Raw genomic sequence first — 18944 nt, 5'->3', positions numbered from 1 at the left:
GTAGACAAACACCGTCTCATGCTGAATGGTGGGTGTCAACCGCTATTTCCCTCACCCTCCACTTACTTGCGAAGAAGCACAGAAAGGTAGGCCGCGTGACGCCCCCCGCCCTCATGGAAGCCAGCCGAGACGAGTGGCTCGACATCAACGGATGCGCGCTGCGCTATCGCATCGAAGGGCAGGGCGACCCCATCGTGCTCATCCACGAGATCGGCGGATGCCTCGAAAGCTGGGATGCGGTCGCCGCAGTTCTCGCGGTCGACAACACCGTCATCCGCTACGATCAACGCTCCGCTGGCCGGTCGGAGAAGACCATGGAGCCGTTCACCGCACACGACCTGGCCAACGATCTCGCAGAGCTCCTCACGGCGCTCGGAGTGAGCAGACGCGTGCGTCTCGTCGGTGCCGCCTTCGGGGCAGCCCCGGCTCTGCTGCATGCGGCCGCGCATCCGGATGCCGTGAGCTCCGTCGCCCTTCTCGCGCCCGCCCTCGACATCGCCCCGTCATCACGCGAGATTCTCGAAGCCCGTTCCCACGGAGCGCAGGAGTCGGGCATGCGCTCAGTCCTCTCGTCGAGCCTCGACCGCGCATGGCCGGAATCCCGTCGGACGGGGAACAGCGAGTTCCCGCGCTTCCGCGGTCGCTATCTGGCGAATGAACCCCACGGCTTCGCCCAACACAACGAAGCCCTCGCAGAGATCGAACTCGGCGATGCCCTCGAACGGGTGAAATGCCCCGTGCTCATGCTCGCCGGGCTCCACGATGTGGTGCGTCCCGTCGACAACGTGCAGGCCGCCGCCGAGCGGCTGCCATCCGCCACCGTCGTGACCATCGACGCGGCCCACTTCATCGCAGCCGAGGCCCCCCAAGTGGCCGCAGCCGAGTTGCTCGGCTTCTTTGGCGGCGGCGAGCATTCCAGCCTCCGCCACGTTGACATCCCCGAGGCTGAGTTCAGCGAGGAGCAGCGAGCCGCCGTCGCCGAAGCCGTCGCCGGGGTGCGCGGTCGGATGCCCGCCCCCATGCGGGCGTGGCTGGTGAACCCGGAGCTTGCGGCGCGGGCGCAGGCCCTCGGAGAGACCCTGAGGTACCGCACCTCCCTCGGCCCGCGGCTCTCCGAACTCGCCATCATCGTCACCGCCCGGCTGTGGGGAACCCCGTTCGAGTGGAGGGTGCACTCGGCGGCTGCGGCCCAGGCCGGGCTCGACCCGCATCTCATCGAGAGCATCCGGCTCGGGATCCTGCCCGAGTTCGACGCCGAAGACGAACGCACCGTCGTCGACGTTGCGCTCGCCCTGAACCACCGACACCGCATAGGAGATGCACTGTTCGAGCGCGCAACCGCCGTGCTCGGTCGGCGAGGTCTCGCCGACCTCGTCGGAATCCTCGGCTACTACTCGCTCGTCTCCATGACGCTCAACGTCTATGAGATCGACACGGCGGGCGCGACCTCGCCTTTCACGGCCTCGGAAGGAGCAACGGATGGCCTCCCCTGACATCGCGAGCACCGCTGCGGATGCGCGCATCACCAGGATCGAGACGATCCCCCTGCGGGTGAGACTCGAGCGCTCTGCGGAGGGTTCGGGCCTCAGCCTCACCCATCGCTGCGCGATCGTCACCCGCATCCACACCGATGCAGGCATCGTGGGCGAATGCTTCCTCGGCAACGACGACGAACTGCAGCCGCGCATCATCGCGATGATCCGCGACGAGCTCGAACCACTGCTGATCGGCCGACGCATCGTGGCCATCGATGAGGCATGGGATGCCACGCGAGCATCAACAGTGCCATTCCTGCGCGACCGGCGCATAGCCCTGCGCGCACAGGCCTGCGTCGACGCTGCCATGCATGACGCGCTCGGCAAGATCGCCGGCCTGCCCATCAACGTGATGTGGGGAGCCGCCAAGCAGCGCATCCCCGTCTTCGCGCTCGGAGGTTACTACCGCGCAGAAGACGACCTCGGCGCCCTCCATGATGAGGTCGCGGAGCTTCGCGACTTCGGGATCGGCGGCCTCAAGATCAAGGTCGGCAAGAAGAGCCCGCGCGAGGATGCGCGGCGCGTGGCAGCCGCCCGGGACGCCGCCGGGGCCGACTTCGTCATCGCAGCGGACGCCAACCAGGGCTGGAGCAGGCAGGAGGCCCTCGAGTTCACACGGCTCGTCGACGGCCTCGATCTCGCCTGGTTCGAGGAGCCGTGCCGGTGGGAGAACGACCGTCAGGACATGGCCGTCGTGCGCAGCAGAGGGGGCATCCCCATCGCGGCAGGCCAGAGCGAACTCTCACGCTTCGGCTGCCGGGAGCTGCTCCTCGCCGACGCGATCGACATGTGCAACTTCGATGCCTACTGGGGAGGCGGCCCGAGCGAGTGGCGCAGGGTCGCCGCCCTGGCATCCGCATTCGGGGTCACCGCGCTGCAGCACATCGAGCCTCAGATCGGGCTCATGATGGCGGCGGGGGTGCCGAACAGCACACTGGCGGAGGTGTTCCTCCCCTGGCGTGACCCCTTCTTCTACCGTCTCATCGCTGACATGCCGGAGCGGCCGTTCCGCGACGGATTCTCGGAGCTGCCCACAGGCCCCGGGTGGGGCTTCCGTTTCGACGAGGACTACCTGCGATTCGCGACACGAGGAGCCGAATGACAGAGGGCGACCGGATGATCGAAGCGGGCGGCATCCCTCACAGGGTCCGTATCGACGGAACGAGCGGCCCGTGGGTGGTGTTCTCGAACTCGCTCGGCTGCACCCTCGAGATGTGGGATGAGCAGGTTGCGGTGCTCTCAGCCGGGCACCGCGTTCTTCGCTACGACACGAGGGGCCACGGCGGCAGTGGCTCGACGTCGGGGCCGTACGACTTCGAGCTCCTCGCCGGCGATCTCCTTGCCATTCTCGACGCCGTCGGTGTCGAGCGCTGCACGCTCGTCGGACTCTCGATGGGCGGCATGATCGCGCAGCATGCGGCGCTCGCCCAGCCCGAACGCTTCACCGGCCTCGCCCTGGCCGACACGACGAGCCACTATGGGCGGGAGGTCTCCGACTTCTGGGCGGGCCGGGCCGCGACCGCGCTCTCACAGGGCCTCGACTCGATCGCGCTGACGACGCCGTTGCGCTGGTTCACCCCGGCCCTCGTGGCGCGCAACCCAGAACTGGTACGCCGCTACCAGCGCACACTGCGAACGACGAACCCCGAAGGCTACGCCGGATGCTGCGCCGCGATCCCGCACATCGACACGACAGCAAGACTCCCCGCGATCGACGTTCCCGTCGCCGTCATCGTCGGCGAGCATGACCCGTCCACGACCATCGAGCATGCCCGACGCCTCCACGCGGCCATCGCCGGCTCAACCCTGCACATCATCCCCGAGGCCGCGCACCTGTCCAATGTCGAACAGCCCGAGCACTTCACCCGGATCCTGCTCGACCTCCTGAGAGGAACACCATGACACCCGAATATCTTTTTATTCCGCACACTGCGGTGGCCGAGCAGATCAGGGTGGTCCTGACGGCCTGGGGCATGCTGCCCGATGATGTCGAGAAGACTGTCGACGCCATGGTCGACACCGACCTGCGCGGAATCGACTCACACGGCATCTCGATGCTCATGACCTACGACAGGCTCCGCGCCAGCGGTAGGCTCGCCATCGACGCACCCCGCACCATCACAGCCGAGACGCCCGCCGTGGCAACGATCGATGCGGGAGGCGGGCTCGGGCACCCGGCAGCCGTCGACGCAATGCGTCTGGCCATGGACAAGGCTCGGACCGTGGGCATCGGCGCCGTCGCCGTGCGCAACTCGCACCATTTCGGTGCCCTCGGCAGCTACGCGAGACTCGCCGCCGCGGAGGGCATGATGGCCTTCGTCACCACGTCGACGCGGCTGACCGGTGTGCTGCCGACGGGTTCACGCCAGTCCCGGCTCGGCACGAACCCGCTCGCCTTTGCCGCCCCTGGTCGCGACGGCGAGCCTCTCGTGCTCGACATGTCGACATCCGTCGTCGCCAGCAACAAGGTGCGCAGCTACGCGCTCAAGCAGCTGCCCGTGCCCGACGGCTGGGTCATCGACGGCGACGGCGAGTCGATCACCGATGCTGCGGCAGCCTACGAGGCCATCCAGCACGACGAGAACGCTGGGCTCACTCCGCTCGGCGGGCCGGATGTCCAGGGCGGCGGGCACAAGGGGTACGGGCTCAGCCTCATGGTGCAGATACTCAGTTGCGCGCTCGCGGGCGCCGGCATGCCGGGCACGGGCGACATCGGCCACTTCTTCCTCGCGCTGCGCCCCGACGCGTTCTCGCCCGCCGGCACCTCGGCCGACTATGTCGACGAGCTGCTGCGCAGCATGCGCGGATCCGAGCCGCTGAACCCGACCTTCCCGGTGCTCGTCCCCGGCGATCCTGAGGCGGCGGAGCGCGAGCGTCGACTCAGGGACGGCGTTCCCCTCCCTTCGACCCTGCTCGCGCAGCTGCGCGAACTCTGCACCCGCAACTCCGCCCCTTACGTATTGGAGCTCACGGCATGAAGACCCTCGACGTCGACTTCTGCATCATCGGTGGCGGCATCGTCGGCCTCGCCACGGCGAAGGCGCTGCTCGACGAGCATCCGGATGCGAGGGTCGTGGTTCTCGAGAAGGAGGACGCGGTCGCCCGCCACCAGACGGGACACAACTCGGGCGTCATCCACTCGGGCATCTACTACGCGCCGGGCAGCCTCAAGGCGAAGTTCTCGATCGAGGGTGGCGCCGCGACGACCGAGTTCTGCCGCGAGCACGGCATCGAGGTCGAATTCTGCGGAAAGCTCCTCGTGGCGACGAACAGCGTCGAGGTCGAGCGCATGAACGCCCTCGAGGAGAGGGCGGGGTTGCACGGGCTGCGCTCCGAGCGGCTCTCGCGCTCGGAGTTGCGACGCCGGGAGCCGAACGTGAACGGCTCCGAGGCCCTGTTCATCCCCAGCACCGGCATCGTCGACTACACCCAAGTGAGTCTCGCGATCGCCCGCGTCATCGAAGCGGCGGGGGCAAGCATCCATCTCGGTGCCCGGGTCACCTCCATCGCTGAGGACAGCGATGGGGTGACCATCGAGACGCCTGAGCTGCGGGTGCGCGCGGGGCACCTCGTGGCCTGCGCCGGGTTGCAGGCTGATCGCATCGCCCGCCTCGCTGGGGTGCAGACGGATGTTCAGATCATCCCGTTCCGCGGCGAATACTTTCTGCTCGCCCCCGAGCGCCGCGGCTTCGTCAACAGTCTCATCTACCCGATCCCAGATCCGGAGCTGCCGTTCCTCGGCATCCATATCAGCCCGACGATCTCGGGTGAGATCACGGTGGGGCCCTCCGCGGTGCTCGGGCTCGCGCGGGAGGGGTACCCGAAGTTCTCGCTGAACCCGCGGGACGTGCTCGAGTACGCGCTCTTCCCTGGCCTGTGGCGGGTCGCCGGCTCCAATGTGGTCACCGCCGTGCGCGAGATGCGCAACTCGCTGTTCAAGTCGAGTTATCTGCGCGAGGCGCAGAAGTATGCGCCGGCGCTGCGCGCACGCGAGCTGCTCCCCTATGAGGCGGGCATCCGGGCGCAGGCGGTGGCACGCGACGGCACACTCATCCATGACTTCATGATCGAGCAGACGGCGCGGATGACGCATGTGCTGAACGCGCCATCACCGGCGGCGACCGCGGCGTTCCCGATCGGACGCCACATCGCTCGGCAGATCGGGGTATCGGATTAGCGACTCACCTGCAGATATGTTATATATAATCTATGGCAAAGGCGCTCAAGGACATCACAGTGCTTGACTGCGCGACCCTGTTCGCGGGGCCCTACGCGGCAACCATGCTCGGCGACTACGGCGCCGACGTGATCAAGATCGAGCATCCCGAGAAGCCTGACCCCAGCCGCGGACACGGCGCGGTCAAAGACGGGCACGGGTTGTGGTGGAAGAGCCTGGGCCGCAACAAACGCACCATCACCGCCGACCTCAAGAGTGACGCCGGCCGCGCCCTGCTGCTGCGGCTCGTCGAGAACGCCGACGTTCTCATCGAGAACTTCCGCCCCGGCACCCTCGAACGCTGGGGGCTCGGCTGGGACGAGCTCTCCCGGGCCAACCCGCGGCTCATCCTCGTTCGTGTCACCGGCTTCGGCCAGCTCGGGCCTCGCAAGGGCGACGCCGGCTTCGGAACCCTCGCAGAGGCCATGAGCGGCTTCGCGGCCATGACCGGACAACCCGACGGCCCCCCGACACTCCCGCCGCTGGCCCTCGCAGACGGCGTTGCGGGCCTCACCGCCGCCTACGCCACCATGGTCGCGCTGCACGCACGCGAGCACACCGGCCGCGGGCAGGTCGTCGACCTCGCGCTGATCGAGCCACTCCTCGGCATCCTCGGCCCTCAGATCACCGCATACGACCAACTCGGCGAGATCCCCGAGCGCACAGGCAATCGCACCAACAACAACGCACCCCGCAATACGTACCTCACAAGCGACGGCAGATGGCTCGCCATCTCCACCTCCTCCCAATCCATCGCCGAACGTGTCATGCGCCTCGTCGGCCGACCCGAGTACATCGATGAGCCCTGGTTCGCGACAGGCCGGCAGCGCGCCCAGCACGCTGACGAACTCGACGCGGCCGTCACTGCCTGGGTCTCCGAGCGCACCGCCGAACAGGCACTCGCGGAGTTCTCCGAGGCAGAGGCGGCGGCCTGCCTCATCTACGACGTGAGCGACATCGTCGTCGACGAGCAGTACGCGGCGCTCGGCACGATCCAGACAGTCGCCGACCCCGAGCTGGGGCCCCTCAAGATGACCAATGTGCTGTTCCGGATGTCCGAGACACCGGGAGAGATCCGCTTCAGCGGGCGCCGCCACGGGGCCGACACCGCCGAGATCCTCCGCGAGGCCGGCTACAGCGAGCAGGAAGCGGCCGAGCTCCTCGAGACGGGCGGCATCCGATGACGACCCCCCTCCTCACCTGGCTGTACTCCCCCGCATCCCGTCGCGATCGCATCCTGAAGGCTCTCGATTACACCGCAGACGCCGTCATCTACGACCTCGAGGATGGCGTCGCGCCTCCCGAGAAGGCCCAGGCCCGCCGCAACCTCGCCGAGGCTCTCGAAGCACTCGACACGAACCGGCCACTCCCCCAACTCGAGGTGCGCATCAACGGCGTCGGCAGCGAGCACTTCGAGGCCGACCTCGATGCCGTTCGCGCGCTCCACGCGATCAGCTCCGTCCGGGTACCGAAGGTCGAGAGCGCAGGCGACGTCGACACCGTCGTGCGACTCCTCCGACCCGGGATGCGGGTGAACGCCCTCATCGAGACGGCCATCGGCGTCGAGAACCTCAGAGAGATCTGCGAGTCCCCCCACGTCGCCGGCGTGAGCCTCGGCGAGGCCGACCTCAGGGCACAACTCCGGCTCAGTGGAATGCAGACCATGGAGTCCATTCGCAGCAGGCTCGTGATCTCCTCCGCCGCCGCCGGCAAGCACGCACCCATGGGCTCTGCCTACCTCAACATCCACGACCACGAAGGCCTCCTGGCCGACACGAAGGCGCTCGCGAGCGAGGGCTTCGTCGGCCGGACCGCCCTTCACCCCGCCCAGCTGCCGCACATCAGGGCTGCCTTCTCCCCCAGCCGCGAAGAGTACGAGCGGGCCCTCACCATCATCGAGGCCACCGGCGCCGACGATGCCGGGTCCGGTTCCGGCGCATCCGCCCTCACCGATGGCACCTTCATCGACCGGCCCGTGATCACGAGGGCCCTCCAGACGATCGCCATGTGGCAGTCCGCGCAACATGAGGAAGGAACCCGATGATCGACGAATCCGACTCCGGAATGCTCTCGCCCGGCTGGGCGAACACCAACGTCAACACCATCGTGGGCGACCGCGCCTGGATCGAGGCCGCCCTCGAGGTCGAAGCCGCCCTCGCCCGCTGCCAAGGCGAACTCGGCATCATCCCCCGCGAAGCCGCCGCCACAATCGAAGCCGTCGCCGGCTCGTTGCGGATCGACCCCCGAACGCTCGCCGTCGGTGTCGCCGAGACTTCGAACCCGGCAATAACCCTCGTCCAGGAGCTGCAGCGCGCCGTCGAGCGCGACTCCCCCGGCGCCAGCGACCACGTGCACCTGGGCGCGACGAGCCAGGACGTGCTCGACAGCGCCACCATGCTCGTCTGCCGTCGGGCCCTCTTCGAGCTGGATGCGACGCTCAGCCGCGCCCGCGCCAACGCCGCACAGCTCATCGCCCGGCACGGTGACGCGCCCATGGCCGGGCGCACCGTCACCCAGCACGCCGTTCCGATGACCTTCGGGGTCAAGGTCGCCGCCTGGCTCAACGCGCTCGTCGACGCACAGACCGAGCTCGGCAGGCTACTCGACGACGGCCTTCCGCTCTCGCTCGCCGGGGCATCCGGGACCCTCGCCGCCTATGCTGCGTACGGCAGCCGCGCCACCAACGGGCCGTTCGACCCCTTCACCCTGGTCGACGCCGTCGCCGAAGAACTCGCCCTCGACGCCCACTACCAGCCGTGGCACACCGTCCGCACACCGATCGCCCGCATCGCCTCGACCCTGACCCTCGTCAGCGGAGCACTCGGCAAGATCGCGAGCGATGTGCATGTCATGTCCCGTACCGAGATCGCCGAAGTCGTCGAAGGCCTCGGCGACGGCGGCGGCATCTCCTCGTCGATGCCGCAGAAGCTCAACCCCGTACGCACGGTGCTCGTGCTCTCCGCCGCACGGCAGGTTCCTTCGCTCGCGCTCGTGCTGCACCAGGCGATGCTCGCAGAAGACGAGCGCAGCGCCGGTGCCTGGCAGTCCGAATGGCAGCCGCTGCGCGACGCCCTCCGGCTCGTGCTCGGCAGCGCATCACACCTGGACGAACTTCTCGCCACCCTTCGCGTCGACGAACAGCGGATGCGCGCCAACCTCGACCTCACAGGCCCCGCCATCGTCTCGGAGCGGCTCAACGTCGCCCTCACCCCGCTCATCGGCAAGTTGCAGGCCAAGCATGTGCTGCGCAGGCTGCTGCTTGACGGTTCGGCCACCGGCGAAGGGCTCGTCTCAGCACTGCAAGGCGAACTCACCGCCCTGGGCGTCGACCCTGGCGACCTCGACCTCGAGCGCCTGCTCGACCCCGCCGACTACCTGGGCGCGTCCGCCGAGATTGCCAGGCGGGCACTCCTCCGCAGCGCTGCCTTCGACGACTGAGCCACCGGAGCGACTAGGAGTCGCCCCCCAGACGAAAGCGCACGCCATCCGCGATGTGCTCCTCCATGAGCGACCCCGCCGACAGCGCATCCCGCGCCTGCAGGGCATCAAGGATCCGGGCATGCGCGTCGACCGAACGGCGGGCCTCCCCCGGCACACCCCACAGCGACTGCGAGCGCGGAACCGGATAATGGGTCCAGATCTCCTGGGTCTTCGGATGCACGATGTGCGGGCCGCCCGCCTTCACGATCAGCGAATGGAAGTTGCGACTGAGCGCGGCGAGCGCCGAAGCATCCGCACCCTCGTCAAGAACGGCAAGCATCTGCTCATGGATGCTCCGAAGTTCGGAGAGGACAGCATCCGTCATCTTCTCGGCCGCGAGACGGGCACCAAGCCCTTCGACGACGCCGCGCAGTAGATAGAGCTCGCGGAGCGCATCGTCGCCGAGAGAGTTGACGGCGTTGCCTCGGTTCGGCTCGTAGGTGATGAGTCCCGTCGCCTGCAGCTGCCGGATGGCCTCACGCACGGGCGTGTAAGAGACGCCGAGAGTGCGGGCGACATCCTGCTGCCTGATACGCGAGCCCGGCGTCAGCGAGCCGGAAAGGATCTCCTCCTTGAGCCACTCATAGACGAACTGGGTCTTGGAGAGCGGAGCGCTCGGACCGTCCGACTCAGTCATCGTGCCGCACGATCGCCAACGGACGAACGGGAGACCCCGTGCCGCCGACAATGGGAAGCGGAGCGAGCACGAAGAGGAACTCCGCGCTGCCGTCCGCCGAGAGCTGCTCGAGGTCGAGGTTCTCGATGATGTAGATGCCCCTGCCGACAAGCAGCAGGCTGTGCACGGGGAGGTTGCCGTGCCCCTGACCGGCCGGGATGTGCTCGACGGCCATGGTGTCGGCCCCGACAGCGAGCGGTCCGTGCGCGGCGATCCACTCCGCGGCCGCGACGCCGATTCCGGGAACGCCACGCTCCGCGCCGATGTACGTCGCCGCATCGCCCCAGTGCGCCGCCCAGCCGGTACGCACCAGCACGACCCCAGCGCCTTCGAGCTCAACGCCCTGCGTCGCCGCGACAAGATCATCGGGTGTCACCTCGTAACCGGGCTCGAGCACGGGAACACCCATACTCTTGGGCAGATCGATCAGCACCCCTCGGCAGACGAGAGGCGGGATCGTCTCCGCACCCAGAGCCGTGAAGCCGTTCGGGCCGCGCTGCGCCTCATAGGCGTCGACGCCGCCGTGCAGCAGCCCCTCGTGCGAGGCATGGCTGAGCGCGTCGATGTGTGTGCCCGTGTGCGGGCTCGTGATGATCACCTCGCTGGCGCCCGAGCCGCCATCCGCCCTGAACGAGTCGCCATGCCTGCGCTTGAGCGCCATCTGAAATCCCACATGACTCGGCGAGGTGGGCACATCCCGCGAGAGGGGATGGGCGAGGTCGATCGTGCGGGTCGGGCTGTCGAAGGCGGAAAGCCAGCTCTTCATTCTCAGTCTGCTCGTTTCGGTGGACGTCAGCGTGCTCCTGACATCAAATCTACCGGCGCACGACCGAGCGCGCTGATCATGCCGGCTTGCTGGCCTTGCCGTCGAGCCACAGCGTGTCGGACTCGTCCGCGTGCGTGCCATCCGACCCGACATGCTTGCCGCTGATGCTCGGCCCCTTCTTGATGACATGCACGAGTGCCATGCCGTGGCCGCGGCCGAGCTCGTAGTCCTCTTTGAGCCAGTCGAGGATCACGCCCGCCTTCACGCTCGGGTCGTCGAAGCCCTTCGATTGGGCGATCTCGAGCAGTTGGCGAGGGGTGAGCCCCGTCTTGTCCTCGATGGTGTCGAGGTAGGCCTGGAATGACATTCTTCGTTTCCCTTCGTGAATTTACGGATCGTGCAGTCAGAGCTTGTCAGCCTTGGCCCGCAACACCGCACTCTCCCGCGCATTAGCGGTGAGCCCAGCGGCGGTGAGCAGCTCAGAGCGAGCCTCCTCGACCCGACCGAGCTGGGCAAGCAGCTCGCCGCGCACACTGGGGAGCAGGTACGAGCCGCGCAGCGCTCCCTCGGAGTCGAGCCGGTCGACGATGAGCAGGGCATTCGCCGGGCCCGTCGCCATCGACACGGCGACCGCACGGTTGAGGTCAACAACGGGGCTCGGCGCAAGCCGGCCCAGCGCCTCATAGAGCAGCACGATTCGCTGCCAATCAGTCTCTTCAACGCTCGACGCCGTCGCATGGCATTCGGCGATGGCCGCCTGCAGACCGTACGCTGCGCGACCGCGGCCCACAGCATCCGCCGCCCGCAATGCGGCGCGACCGCGCTCGATCTGGGCGCGATCCCACAGCGAACGATTCTGGTCTGCGAGCAGGATCGGCGTGCCATCCCGGGCGACACGCGCGGCGAAGCGCGAAGCCTGCAACTCCATCAGCGCCACCAGGCCGTGCACCTCCGGCTCCCTCGGCAGCAGGCCGGCAAGCACCCGTCCGAGTCGCAGCGCCTCGTTCGCCAGTTCGCTTCGCACCCAGCGGTCACCGGATGTCGCGGCATAACCCTCCGTGAAGATCAGGTAGATCACGCCCAGCACGGCGCCGAGCCGCTCCCGCCACTCCTGCGGGTCGGGGGCCTCGAACGGGATCTTCGCGGCCGAGAGGGTCTTCTTCGCCCGCACGATCCGCTGCTGCGCCGTCGCGACCGGAACCAGAAGCATCCGCGCGATCTCGTCCGTGCTGAGACCGCCGACGATGCGCAGGGTCAGCGCGAGCTGCGCCTCCCGGGAGAGCACCGGGTGGCAGGCGATGAAGACCAGCCGAAGCAGGTCGTCGTCGATCGGCTGCCACTCGTCCTCGCCGGTCTCGTCCAGCTGGTGGGCGATCGCCCGATACCGCTCATCGAGACGTTCGCGCCTGCGCCAGCCGTCGATCGCCTTGCGCTTGGCGACGGCCGTGAGCCAGGCGCCCGCGTTCTGTGGCACGCCCGACTCCGGCCACTGGGTGAGGGCGTCGACCAGGGCTTCCTGGGCGAGATCCTCGGCAAGGCCGACGTCGCCGGTCATCTTGGCGAGTGTCGCGACGATGCGACCGCCCTCGATGCGCCAGACGGCGTCGACCGTGCGCCGGATGTCAGGCATGGCCGCGGATGCTCACTTGTGTTGGACTCTGGCTGCTTCTTCACGCAGAGCGGCGCCCTTTTTCACGTACTCGTTGTCGGCGTACTCGGCGAAGGCCTCGTCTCCATGAATGCGGCGAACCTCGAGCGTGCTGCCGGGGCCGAGCGGTGCTCGGCTCGCCCACTCGATGGCCTCCTCCTTACTCGAGACCTCGAGGATCCAGAAGCCATTGAAGAGTTCGTGCGTCTCGCCATACGGGCCGTCGGTGACGATCGGCCTCTCGGCGGAGAAGTCGACAACGAACCCTTCTGTCGCGTCGGTGAGTCCCTCGGCGGAGAGGAACACGCCGGCCTTCATCATGGACTCGTTGTAGGCGCCCATCGCGTTGATGATCTCCTCGAAGTCGACCTCTTTCGACGCCGCAATCGCCGCATCCGTATCGTGCATGATCAGCATGTATCTCATGATGTTCTCCTCTGGTGGGAAGGCCGCCGTTTGCGTCCTTCTACTATGACGTCGAACGGCGGCACACGGAATCGACATCCGGCAGAAAACTGCTCGGACGGACCCCGGATGCGCGCAGCCAACAGGAGAAATGGCGCGACTCGCCGCGTGACCACGGTGGGGCGACGGCGAGTCGCCCGAATCTCCTGTTGACGGAAGAGGGTGGGGGCTAGGGCAGAGGCGGAAGAGGGGGCAGGGCGGAGGCGGGCGGTGGTTGGGGCAGTGCCGAGGCCGTAGCGGGGCCGAGGAGCATGAGCCGAAGCATCCGGCCCACCGGAGAGCCTGGCGCTACTTGACCGCCCCGGCCGTGAGCCCGCCCACGATGTACTTCTGCAGGAACAGGAACAGCGCCATGACGGGCAGCGCCGCAATGACGGCCCCGGCCGAGAAGGCACTCCAGTCGGCATAGTTGGGGTTCGACACGAGCTTGTACAGGCCCACCGCGAGCGTCTGCTTCTCTGGGTCGATCAGCAGGATGCTCGCCACCACGAACTCGTTCGTCGTGCCGATGAACGACAGCAGCCCGACGACGGCGAGGATGGGCGCGACGAGCCTCAGGATGATGGTGAAGAAGATGCGCGCATGCCCGGCCCCGTCGATCTTGGCTGCCTCGTCGATGTCCTGCGGAATCGTGTTGAAGAAGCCGTACATGAGGTAGGTGTTCACGCCGAGCGCGCCGCCCATGTAGACCATGATCAGGCCGATGTGGGTGTTCAGTCCGATCGCCGGGAACCAGTCGCTGATGCTGCTCATCAGCAGGAAGATGGCGACCACGGCGAGCAGCTGCGGGAACATCTGCACGAGCACGATCGTGAGCAGGCCGAATCGGCGACCCGTGAAGCGCATCCGTGAGAAGGAGTACGCGGCGAGCGCCCCCAGGAACACGGTCGCGACGGCGGTGATGCTGGCGATGAGCAGCGTGTTGCCGAACCAGGCCATGAACGGCTGTGTCGGATCGGTGACCAGCCGCACATAGGCATCCAGACCCACTGCGGAGAACAGCGCATTCGAGCCGGTCAGCGTTCCGCTCGGGTTGAGCGACGACGACAGCACGTACAGAAGCGGCAGCACCGAGAACAGCACCATGGCGACGCCCACGATGTGGCGCCAGCCGGTGCGGCCGAACCAGCGGCCGAAGGAGAACGGCCGCTTGTCTGTGATGGGTTCGCCTGTGCGGGAAAGAACGGTGGTCATCAGTTCAACTCCTCCAACGCCTTGGTCTGCCTGAAGCTGACGATGGAGATCGTCGCGACGAGGATGAAGATGATGATCGTGAACGCGCTCGCGAGCCCGTAGTCACGAAGCTGCCCGGTGAACGCCACCTTGTAGACCATCGAGATGAGGATGTCGGTGGCGCCCACGTTCACGCTGGCGGCCGCATCCCGCGGCCCACCCCCCGTGAGCATGTAGATGAGGTTGAAGTTGTTGAAGTTGAAGGCGAAGGAGGAGATCAGGATGGGCGCCATCGTCACCAGCAGGAGCGGCATCTTGATGAGCCTGAACACCTGCCACGGTTTCGCGCCGTCGACGGTGGCGGCCTCGACGACGTCGTCGGGGATGGACTGCAGCGCCCCCGTCGCGACGAGGAACATGTAGGGGAAGCCGAGCCACAGGTTGACGAACAGGATGCTGACCTTCGCCAGGAACGGGTCCGTCAGCCACGGGATGGACGCCCCGCCGAGCAGCACCTGGTTGACGAAGCCGAAGCTCTCGCTCAGCATGCCCGCCCACACGAGCGCCGACAGGAACGCGGGGAACGCGTACGGCAGGATCATCGCGATCCGGTAGAACTTTCGCCCCTTCATGCGCTTGTCGTTGAACACGATCGCGAGGAACAGCCCCAGGAAGAAGGTGCTCGCGACCGAGAGCAGGGCGAAGACGATCGTCCAGATGGTCACATTGATGAGCGGTTCACGGATGCTGTCCTCGGTGAACGCGCGGGCGAAGTTGTCGAAACCGACCGTGATGCGCCAGCCGGGCAGCAGCTCCTCGCCGTCGGAGGAGGTGAAGGCGCCCGTACCGGTGTCGCTGTAGACGGTGCCGGAGGAGGCATCCGTCATCGTCCCGGCCTGCTCGTCGTAGACGAGGCTGGAGGTGTAGACGTAGGCCGAGCTGCCGTCGGGCGTGCGCAGCGAGCCGTCGTTGGGGTCGTCCGAGAAGGGCACCTCGAGGCCGACGATGTCGCCCTGCCGCTGCAGCACATCCTGAAAGCTGAGGCTCGTGTAGCCGTCGACCGCGACAGCCTTGTCGCCGTCCATGGTCGCGTTACGCACGGAGGAGAGCGGATGTTCGGAGCTGCCGACGCTCACCTCGCCGTCCGGGGCGGTGACGAGCATGCCGAGACCCTCGAGGTTCTCGACGATGGTGACCTTGTAGGTGGGCGAATCGGGCACCCGTTCGCGCGCCGAGCTCATGAGCGCGTCGATCGCCTGCGCCTTGTCGCTGTTGTGACCGGTCGAATAGTTGGTGAAGCCGATGTAGCCGGTGTAGCCGATGACGAAGATCTGGAAGACGATGAGGAACAGCACGCCCGGCGTGAGGTACTTCGCGGGCAGCTTGCGCTTCGAGAAGTAGATCCAGTTGACGACGAGGGTGACGACCGCGACAAGCGACGCGATCAGCCACTCGTCGGAGAGTGCGAGAACGAAGAGCGCGTAGACGGCGATCGCGTCGACGATGCCGAGCAGCACGATCTTGAGCAGGATCATCCTGATGCCGCCGGATGCCGCATCCGCGATGCGCGCAGCCTGCTTCGAGCGCTTGCTCGTCTGGACCACTCTGTCTGTCATGGGGTCACTCTCTCGCGTTCTGGTGAACAGCGGGTCGAGTGGCAATGCCGCTGCGCGCCATTGCCACTCAACCCGCCTGACTGCTACTTGTCGAGCGCGCCCTGCACGTCAGCGGCGAGCTTCTCCCAGGTGGCGGCCGGGTCGGCGCCGTTCAGGATGGCTGCCTCGGCGATTCCCCAGAACTGCCAGACGGCACCCATGGCCGGGCTGGCGGGCATCGGAACGGCGTCCATGCCGACGAGGCGGAAGCCTCCGACGATGGGGTCGTTCGATGCGGCGTCGGCCGCACTGGCCAGTGCGGGGAGCACGTTGCCCGACTCGAAGAGCGCGGTCTGGACATCCTCGGTCGCCAGGTAGTTGACGAGGAAGTCGTTCGCGGCGACCTTGTTCTTGCTCTGCTCGCTCAGGAAGAAGCCCTTCACGCCGGCGAACGGCTGGGCAGCCTCTGCACCGGGGGTGACGATCGGGTCGACGGCGACGTTGATGCCCGCGTCGAGGGCGGCGCCGACGTTCCACGGGCCGGTCAGCCAGAAGGCAGCCTGCCCGGTCGTGAACTGCTCCTTGGCGATGTCGCCGGTCACCTCGGTGTTGATGGTGCCCGCGGCACCCTGCGCTGCCAGCCAGTTGGCGTACTCGATGCCGCCGGCGTTGCCGATCTGCAGGTCGCTCACGTCGTAGCCGTTCTCGTCACTACTGAAGACGGGGGCTCCGAAGGAGGTCTGGAACGGGTACAGGTGGTACGGGTCGCTCTCGGGACCCTGCTGCACGACGAAGGGGGTGACGCCGGCGGCAGTGCCGGCGGCGATCATCTCGTCGAAGGTTCCGACGGCCTCGGGCACGAGGTCGGCGTTGCGCAGCAGCGCGATGTTCTCGACCGCGTACGGCAGCATGTACTGCTTGCCCTCATAGGTCGAGGCGGCATAGGCGACCTCGAGGAAGTCACCCTCCTTGTCGGCCAGCTCGATCGGCGAGACGACGCCGTTGGTGACGAGCTCGCCCAGCCAGTCGTGGGCGCCCATGGTGATGTCGGGGCCCTTGCCGGTCGGAACCTGCTGCAGGAAGTCATCCTTGATCTTGGCGGTGTCCTTGGAGACGAGCTTCACCTCGATGCCGGTCTTGTCCTTGTATGCGGCTGCGACGTCCTTGAGGGCGTCGACGCGCTCCGCATCGACCCAGACGGTCAGGGCGGTGGTCGAGTTGTTCGCGCCGTCGCCTCCGTCGCCGTTGTCGGATGAGCATCCGACGAGTGCCAGGCCCACAGTCGCGGCGAGTGCGCCGGCTGTGATGATGCTGCGAGTTTTCACCTTCATTGGTGTCGCCTTTCGTAGTAAAGCGACCGCCCAGCCTGGGTTTTCGGCGGGCATGCGCCCGTCGAAGAATGTGATGAGGAGGGAGATCGATCTCTTGGTTACGCCGCACAGGAGTGCAAGCGCTTACATTCTTACCTGCTCAACGCCACATTGCCAAACACTTTGTTCCCCTCCCATCCTTTGTTCACCAGATCGAGACCAAATGCAATCGCTTACATCTGTGCCGTTGGTGAGCTAGTCTTTCGATCATGTCCAGCCAGAACATCGATGCATCCGTCGTGCCCGCAACCCCCGGTGACGAATGGTGGCGCACCGCCGTCATCTACCAGATCTACCCGCGCTCCTTCGCCGATGCCTCAGGCGACGGCGTCGGCGACCTGCCCGGCATCACCGGCCGACTCGACTCTCTGAAGGAGCTCGGCGTCGACGCCATCTGGCTGTCGCCGTTCTACACCTCCCCGCAGAAGGACGCCGGCTACGACGTGGCCGACTACTGCGACGTCGACCCGCTGTTCGGCACCCTCGACGACTTCGACCGGATGCTCGACAAGGCCCGGCAGCTCGGCATCCGGGTCATCATCGACCTGGTCCCGAACCACTCCTCCGATCAGCATCGCTGGTTCCAGGCCGCGCTGGCCGCCAGCCCCGGCTCTGAGGAGCGCGGCCGCTACCTGTTCCGTGAGGGCACCGGCGAGCACGGTGAGCTGCCGCCGAACAACTGGCAGTCCGTCTTCGGCGGCCCCGCCTGGACGCGCATCACCGAAGCCGACGGCACACCCGGCCAGTGGTACCTGCACCTCTTCGACTCCTCCCAGCCCGACTTCGACTGGAGCAACCGCCGGGTGCACGAGCAGTTCCTCGACGTGCTGCGCTTCTGGCTCGACCGCGGCGTCGACGGTTTCAGGGTCGACGTCGCCCACGGGCTTGTCAAGGCCGACGGCCTGCCCGACTGGACTCCCCCCGCCGACGCCGGCAGCATGGGCGGCGGCTCCGCGATCACCGACGAGCCGGTGCCGCTGGCGCCCTACTGGGGTCAGGACGGCGTGCACGAGGTGTACCGCGAATGGCGCGCACTGCTCGACAGCTACGAGGGCGAGCGCGTGCTCGCGGCCGAAGCGTGGGTCGATCCGCTGGGCCGCATCGCCCAGTGGGTGCGCCCCGACGAGATGCACCAGGCATTCAACTTCGCCTACCTCGAGACGCCGTGGGAGGCATCCGCGCTCCGCACCGTCATCGACGCTTCACTCGACGCCTTCGGAGGGGTCGGCGCGCCCAGCACCTGGGTGCTCAGCAACCACGATGTGGTGCGCCACGCCAGCCGCCTCGCGCTCACCGCCGAGAATCTGCAGGGTGACGGCATCGGCCCCAAGACGAAGGGCCTGCCCGACCCTGTGATCGGGCTGCGGCGCGCCAGGGCTGCAAGCGCACTCATGCTGGCCCTGCCGGGCAGCGCGTACATCTACCAGGGTGAGGAGCTCGGCCTGCCCGAGGTCGTCGACCTGCCCGACAGCGCCCGGCAGGACCCCACCTGGTTCCGCACGAACGGTGAGCGCTACGGGCGTGACGGGTGCCGCGTGCCGATTCCGTGGGAGTCGGATGCCCCGGCCAACGGCTTCAACGACACCGGCGAGAGCTGGCTGCCGCAGCCGGCCGGATGGGGTGCATTCGCGCGCGCGGAGCAGCGTGGCGTCGGCGGTTCGACGCTCGAGCTGTACCGCACGCTCCTCACGCTGCGCGCCGATCGCAGCCTCGGGCTCTCCACGCTCGAATGGCTTGACGGCTATTCGGATGCTGTGGTCGCGCTGCGCACCGCAGGCGTCACCGTGATCGCGAACACGGGCGAGCAGCCCGTCGCCCTCCCCGCGGGGGCCGTGCTTCTCAGCTCGGGTGAGCTCGACGCCGACGGCCGGCTCCCCGGCGACACGACTGTGTGGCTGGAAGCCTGAGGCAGAGCCCGATCACAGGTCAGGGTTTCGAGACGCTCGTTCCTCGCCCCTCAACCCGCGGTGTGCCCGCAGGTTGAGGAGACCGAGGAACGAGGTCGTCTCGAAACCTCACC

Annotated in this window: 17 protein-coding genes; 9 read left to right on the top strand and 8 right to left on the bottom strand. The window is 67.3% G+C overall.

Features of this window, described 5'->3' with window-relative positions; all coding sequences use genetic code 11:
* Nucleotides 1-95: 95 nt before the first annotated feature.
* From FB562_RS12050 to FB562_RS12015, 8 genes are read left to right on the top strand one after another with little or no spacing between them, the layout of a single operon-like run.
* Nucleotides 96-1493 carry an alpha/beta fold hydrolase gene (locus tag FB562_RS12050; RefSeq protein ID WP_141881553.1) on the top strand — a complete coding sequence of 466 codons (1398 nt, stop codon included), beginning with the start codon at nucleotides 96-98 and terminating at the stop codon, nucleotides 1491-1493.
* Entirely contained in the window at nucleotides 1480-2637 is a 1158-nt protein-coding gene (locus FB562_RS12045) for a mandelate racemase/muconate lactonizing enzyme family protein (RefSeq protein WP_185740571.1), read from the top strand. Before FB562_RS12050 ends, FB562_RS12045 begins: the two co-directional genes overlap by 14 nt.
* Nucleotides 2634-3437, top strand: coding sequence for a 3-oxoadipate enol-lactonase (gene pcaD / locus FB562_RS12040; RefSeq protein WP_141881551.1), 804 nt, complete (start codon nucleotides 2634-2636; stop codon nucleotides 3435-3437). The genes FB562_RS12045 and pcaD overlap by 4 nt, the downstream gene beginning before the upstream one ends.
* Nucleotides 3434-4513, top strand: coding sequence for an Ldh family oxidoreductase (locus tag FB562_RS12035; protein ID WP_141881550.1), 1080 nt, complete (start codon nucleotides 3434-3436; stop codon nucleotides 4511-4513). The genes pcaD and FB562_RS12035 overlap by 4 nt, the downstream gene beginning before the upstream one ends.
* Nucleotides 4510-5712 (top strand): L-2-hydroxyglutarate oxidase, encoded by a 1203-nt coding sequence (gene lhgO / locus FB562_RS12030; protein WP_141881549.1) that lies wholly within the window; start codon nucleotides 4510-4512, stop codon nucleotides 5710-5712. The genes FB562_RS12035 and lhgO overlap by 4 nt, the downstream gene beginning before the upstream one ends.
* A 32-nt stretch (nucleotides 5713-5744) precedes the next feature.
* Nucleotides 5745-6935 carry a CaiB/BaiF CoA transferase family protein gene (locus FB562_RS12025; RefSeq protein WP_141881548.1) on the top strand — a complete coding sequence of 397 codons (1191 nt, stop codon included), beginning with the start codon at nucleotides 5745-5747 and terminating at the stop codon, nucleotides 6933-6935.
* Entirely contained in the window at nucleotides 6932-7795 is an 864-nt protein-coding gene (locus FB562_RS12020; RefSeq protein WP_141881547.1) for an HpcH/HpaI aldolase/citrate lyase family protein, read from the top strand. Before FB562_RS12025 ends, FB562_RS12020 begins: the two co-directional genes overlap by 4 nt.
* Nucleotides 7792-9189 (top strand): lyase family protein, encoded by a 1398-nt coding sequence (locus tag FB562_RS12015; protein WP_141881546.1) that lies wholly within the window; start codon nucleotides 7792-7794, stop codon nucleotides 9187-9189. The genes FB562_RS12020 and FB562_RS12015 overlap by 4 nt, the downstream gene beginning before the upstream one ends.
* 13 nt (nucleotides 9190-9202) lie before the next feature.
* Here the strand turns inward: FB562_RS12015 and FB562_RS12010 are convergent, their stop codons facing one another.
* The 8 genes from FB562_RS12010 to FB562_RS11975 all read right to left on the bottom strand — a co-directional run bounded on the left by FB562_RS12010 (nucleotide 9203) and on the right by FB562_RS11975 (nucleotide 16885).
* Nucleotides 9203-9868, bottom strand: a complete 666-nt coding sequence (locus tag FB562_RS12010; protein WP_141881545.1) for a GntR family transcriptional regulator — start codon at nucleotides 9866-9868, stop codon at nucleotides 9203-9205.
* Nucleotides 9861-10673 (bottom strand): cyclase family protein, encoded by an 813-nt coding sequence (locus FB562_RS12005; RefSeq protein ID WP_141881544.1) that lies wholly within the window; start codon nucleotides 10671-10673, stop codon nucleotides 9861-9863. Before FB562_RS12005 ends, FB562_RS12010 begins: the two co-directional genes overlap by 8 nt.
* Nucleotides 10674-10749: 76 nt before the next feature.
* Nucleotides 10750-11040 carry a DUF4287 domain-containing protein gene (locus FB562_RS12000; protein WP_141881543.1) on the bottom strand — a complete coding sequence of 97 codons (291 nt, stop codon included), beginning with the start codon at nucleotides 11038-11040 and terminating at the stop codon, nucleotides 10750-10752.
* A 36-nt stretch (nucleotides 11041-11076) separates the two neighbouring features.
* A complete protein-coding gene (locus FB562_RS11995) occupies nucleotides 11077-12303 on the bottom strand; it encodes an RNA polymerase sigma factor (protein WP_141881542.1) in 1227 nt (408 codons plus the stop codon).
* 12 nt (nucleotides 12304-12315) lie between these two features.
* Nucleotides 12316-12747 (bottom strand): YciI family protein, encoded by a 432-nt coding sequence (locus FB562_RS11990; protein WP_141881541.1) that lies wholly within the window; start codon nucleotides 12745-12747, stop codon nucleotides 12316-12318.
* A gap of 327 nt (nucleotides 12748-13074) precedes the next feature.
* Nucleotides 13075-13980: a sugar ABC transporter permease gene (locus FB562_RS11985; protein WP_141881540.1), complete on the bottom strand. Its 906-nt coding sequence runs from the start codon at nucleotides 13978-13980 to the stop codon at nucleotides 13075-13077.
* Entirely contained in the window at nucleotides 13980-15575 is a 1596-nt protein-coding gene (locus tag FB562_RS11980; protein WP_141881539.1) for an ABC transporter permease subunit, read from the bottom strand. Before FB562_RS11980 ends, FB562_RS11985 begins: the two co-directional genes overlap by 1 nt.
* 83 nt (nucleotides 15576-15658) lie before the next feature.
* A complete protein-coding gene (locus FB562_RS11975; protein WP_141881538.1) occupies nucleotides 15659-16885 on the bottom strand; it encodes a sugar ABC transporter substrate-binding protein in 1227 nt (408 codons plus the stop codon).
* Nucleotides 16886-17133: 248 nt separating this feature from the next.
* Here FB562_RS11975 and FB562_RS11970 point away from each other — a divergent pair, with 248 nt between their 5' ends.
* Nucleotides 17134-18831 carry a glycoside hydrolase family 13 protein gene (locus FB562_RS11970; protein WP_141881537.1) on the top strand — a complete coding sequence of 566 codons (1698 nt, stop codon included), beginning with the start codon at nucleotides 17134-17136 and terminating at the stop codon, nucleotides 18829-18831.
* Nucleotides 18832-18944 lie beyond the last annotated feature (113 nt).

This window comes from Homoserinimonas aerilata (genome assembly GCF_006716125.1).
Taxonomy (GTDB): Bacteria; Actinomycetota; Actinomycetes; order Actinomycetales; family Microbacteriaceae; genus Homoserinimonas; species Homoserinimonas aerilata.
Note: the sequence above shows the minus strand (reverse complement) of the source record. Positions and strands in the feature narration are given on the sequence as shown.

Excerpts from the sequence above, each read along its gene's own strand:
- FB562_RS12005 (WP_141881544.1), bottom strand. The coding sequence starts at position 10,673 with ATGAAGAGCTGGCTTTCCGCCTTCGACAGCCCGACCCGCACGATCGAC.
- FB562_RS12035 (WP_141881550.1), top strand. The coding sequence starts at position 3,434 with ATGACACCCGAATATCTTTTTATTCCGCACACTGCGGTGGCCGAGCAG.
- FB562_RS12020 (WP_141881547.1), top strand. The coding sequence starts at position 6,932 with ATGACGACCCCCCTCCTCACCTGGCTGTACTCCCCCGCATCCCGTCGC.
- FB562_RS11970 (WP_141881537.1), top strand. The coding sequence starts at position 17,134 with ATGTCCAGCCAGAACATCGATGCATCCGTCGTGCCCGCAACCCCCGGT.
- FB562_RS12000 (WP_141881543.1), bottom strand. The coding sequence starts at position 11,040 with ATGTCATTCCAGGCCTACCTCGACACCATCGAGGACAAGACGGGGCTC.
- FB562_RS12015 (WP_141881546.1), top strand. The coding sequence starts at position 7,792 with ATGATCGACGAATCCGACTCCGGAATGCTCTCGCCCGGCTGGGCGAAC.
- lhgO (WP_141881549.1), top strand. The coding sequence starts at position 4,510 with ATGAAGACCCTCGACGTCGACTTCTGCATCATCGGTGGCGGCATCGTC.
- FB562_RS12010 (WP_141881545.1), bottom strand. The coding sequence starts at position 9,868 with ATGACTGAGTCGGACGGTCCGAGCGCTCCGCTCTCCAAGACCCAGTTC.
- FB562_RS11975 (WP_141881538.1), bottom strand. The coding sequence starts at position 16,885 with ATGAAGGTGAAAACTCGCAGCATCATCACAGCCGGCGCACTCGCCGCG.
- pcaD (WP_141881551.1), top strand. The coding sequence starts at position 2,634 with ATGACAGAGGGCGACCGGATGATCGAAGCGGGCGGCATCCCTCACAGG.
- FB562_RS11995 (WP_141881542.1), bottom strand. The coding sequence starts at position 12,303 with ATGCCTGACATCCGGCGCACGGTCGACGCCGTCTGGCGCATCGAGGGC.
- FB562_RS11990 (WP_141881541.1), bottom strand. The coding sequence starts at position 12,747 with ATGAGATACATGCTGATCATGCACGATACGGATGCGGCGATTGCGGCG.
- FB562_RS12045 (WP_185740571.1), top strand. The coding sequence starts at position 1,480 with ATGGCCTCCCCTGACATCGCGAGCACCGCTGCGGATGCGCGCATCACC.
- FB562_RS11985 (WP_141881540.1), bottom strand. The coding sequence starts at position 13,980 with ATGACCACCGTTCTTTCCCGCACAGGCGAACCCATCACAGACAAGCGG.
- FB562_RS11980 (WP_141881539.1), bottom strand. The coding sequence starts at position 15,575 with ATGACAGACAGAGTGGTCCAGACGAGCAAGCGCTCGAAGCAGGCTGCG.
- FB562_RS12025 (WP_141881548.1), top strand. The coding sequence starts at position 5,745 with ATGGCAAAGGCGCTCAAGGACATCACAGTGCTTGACTGCGCGACCCTG.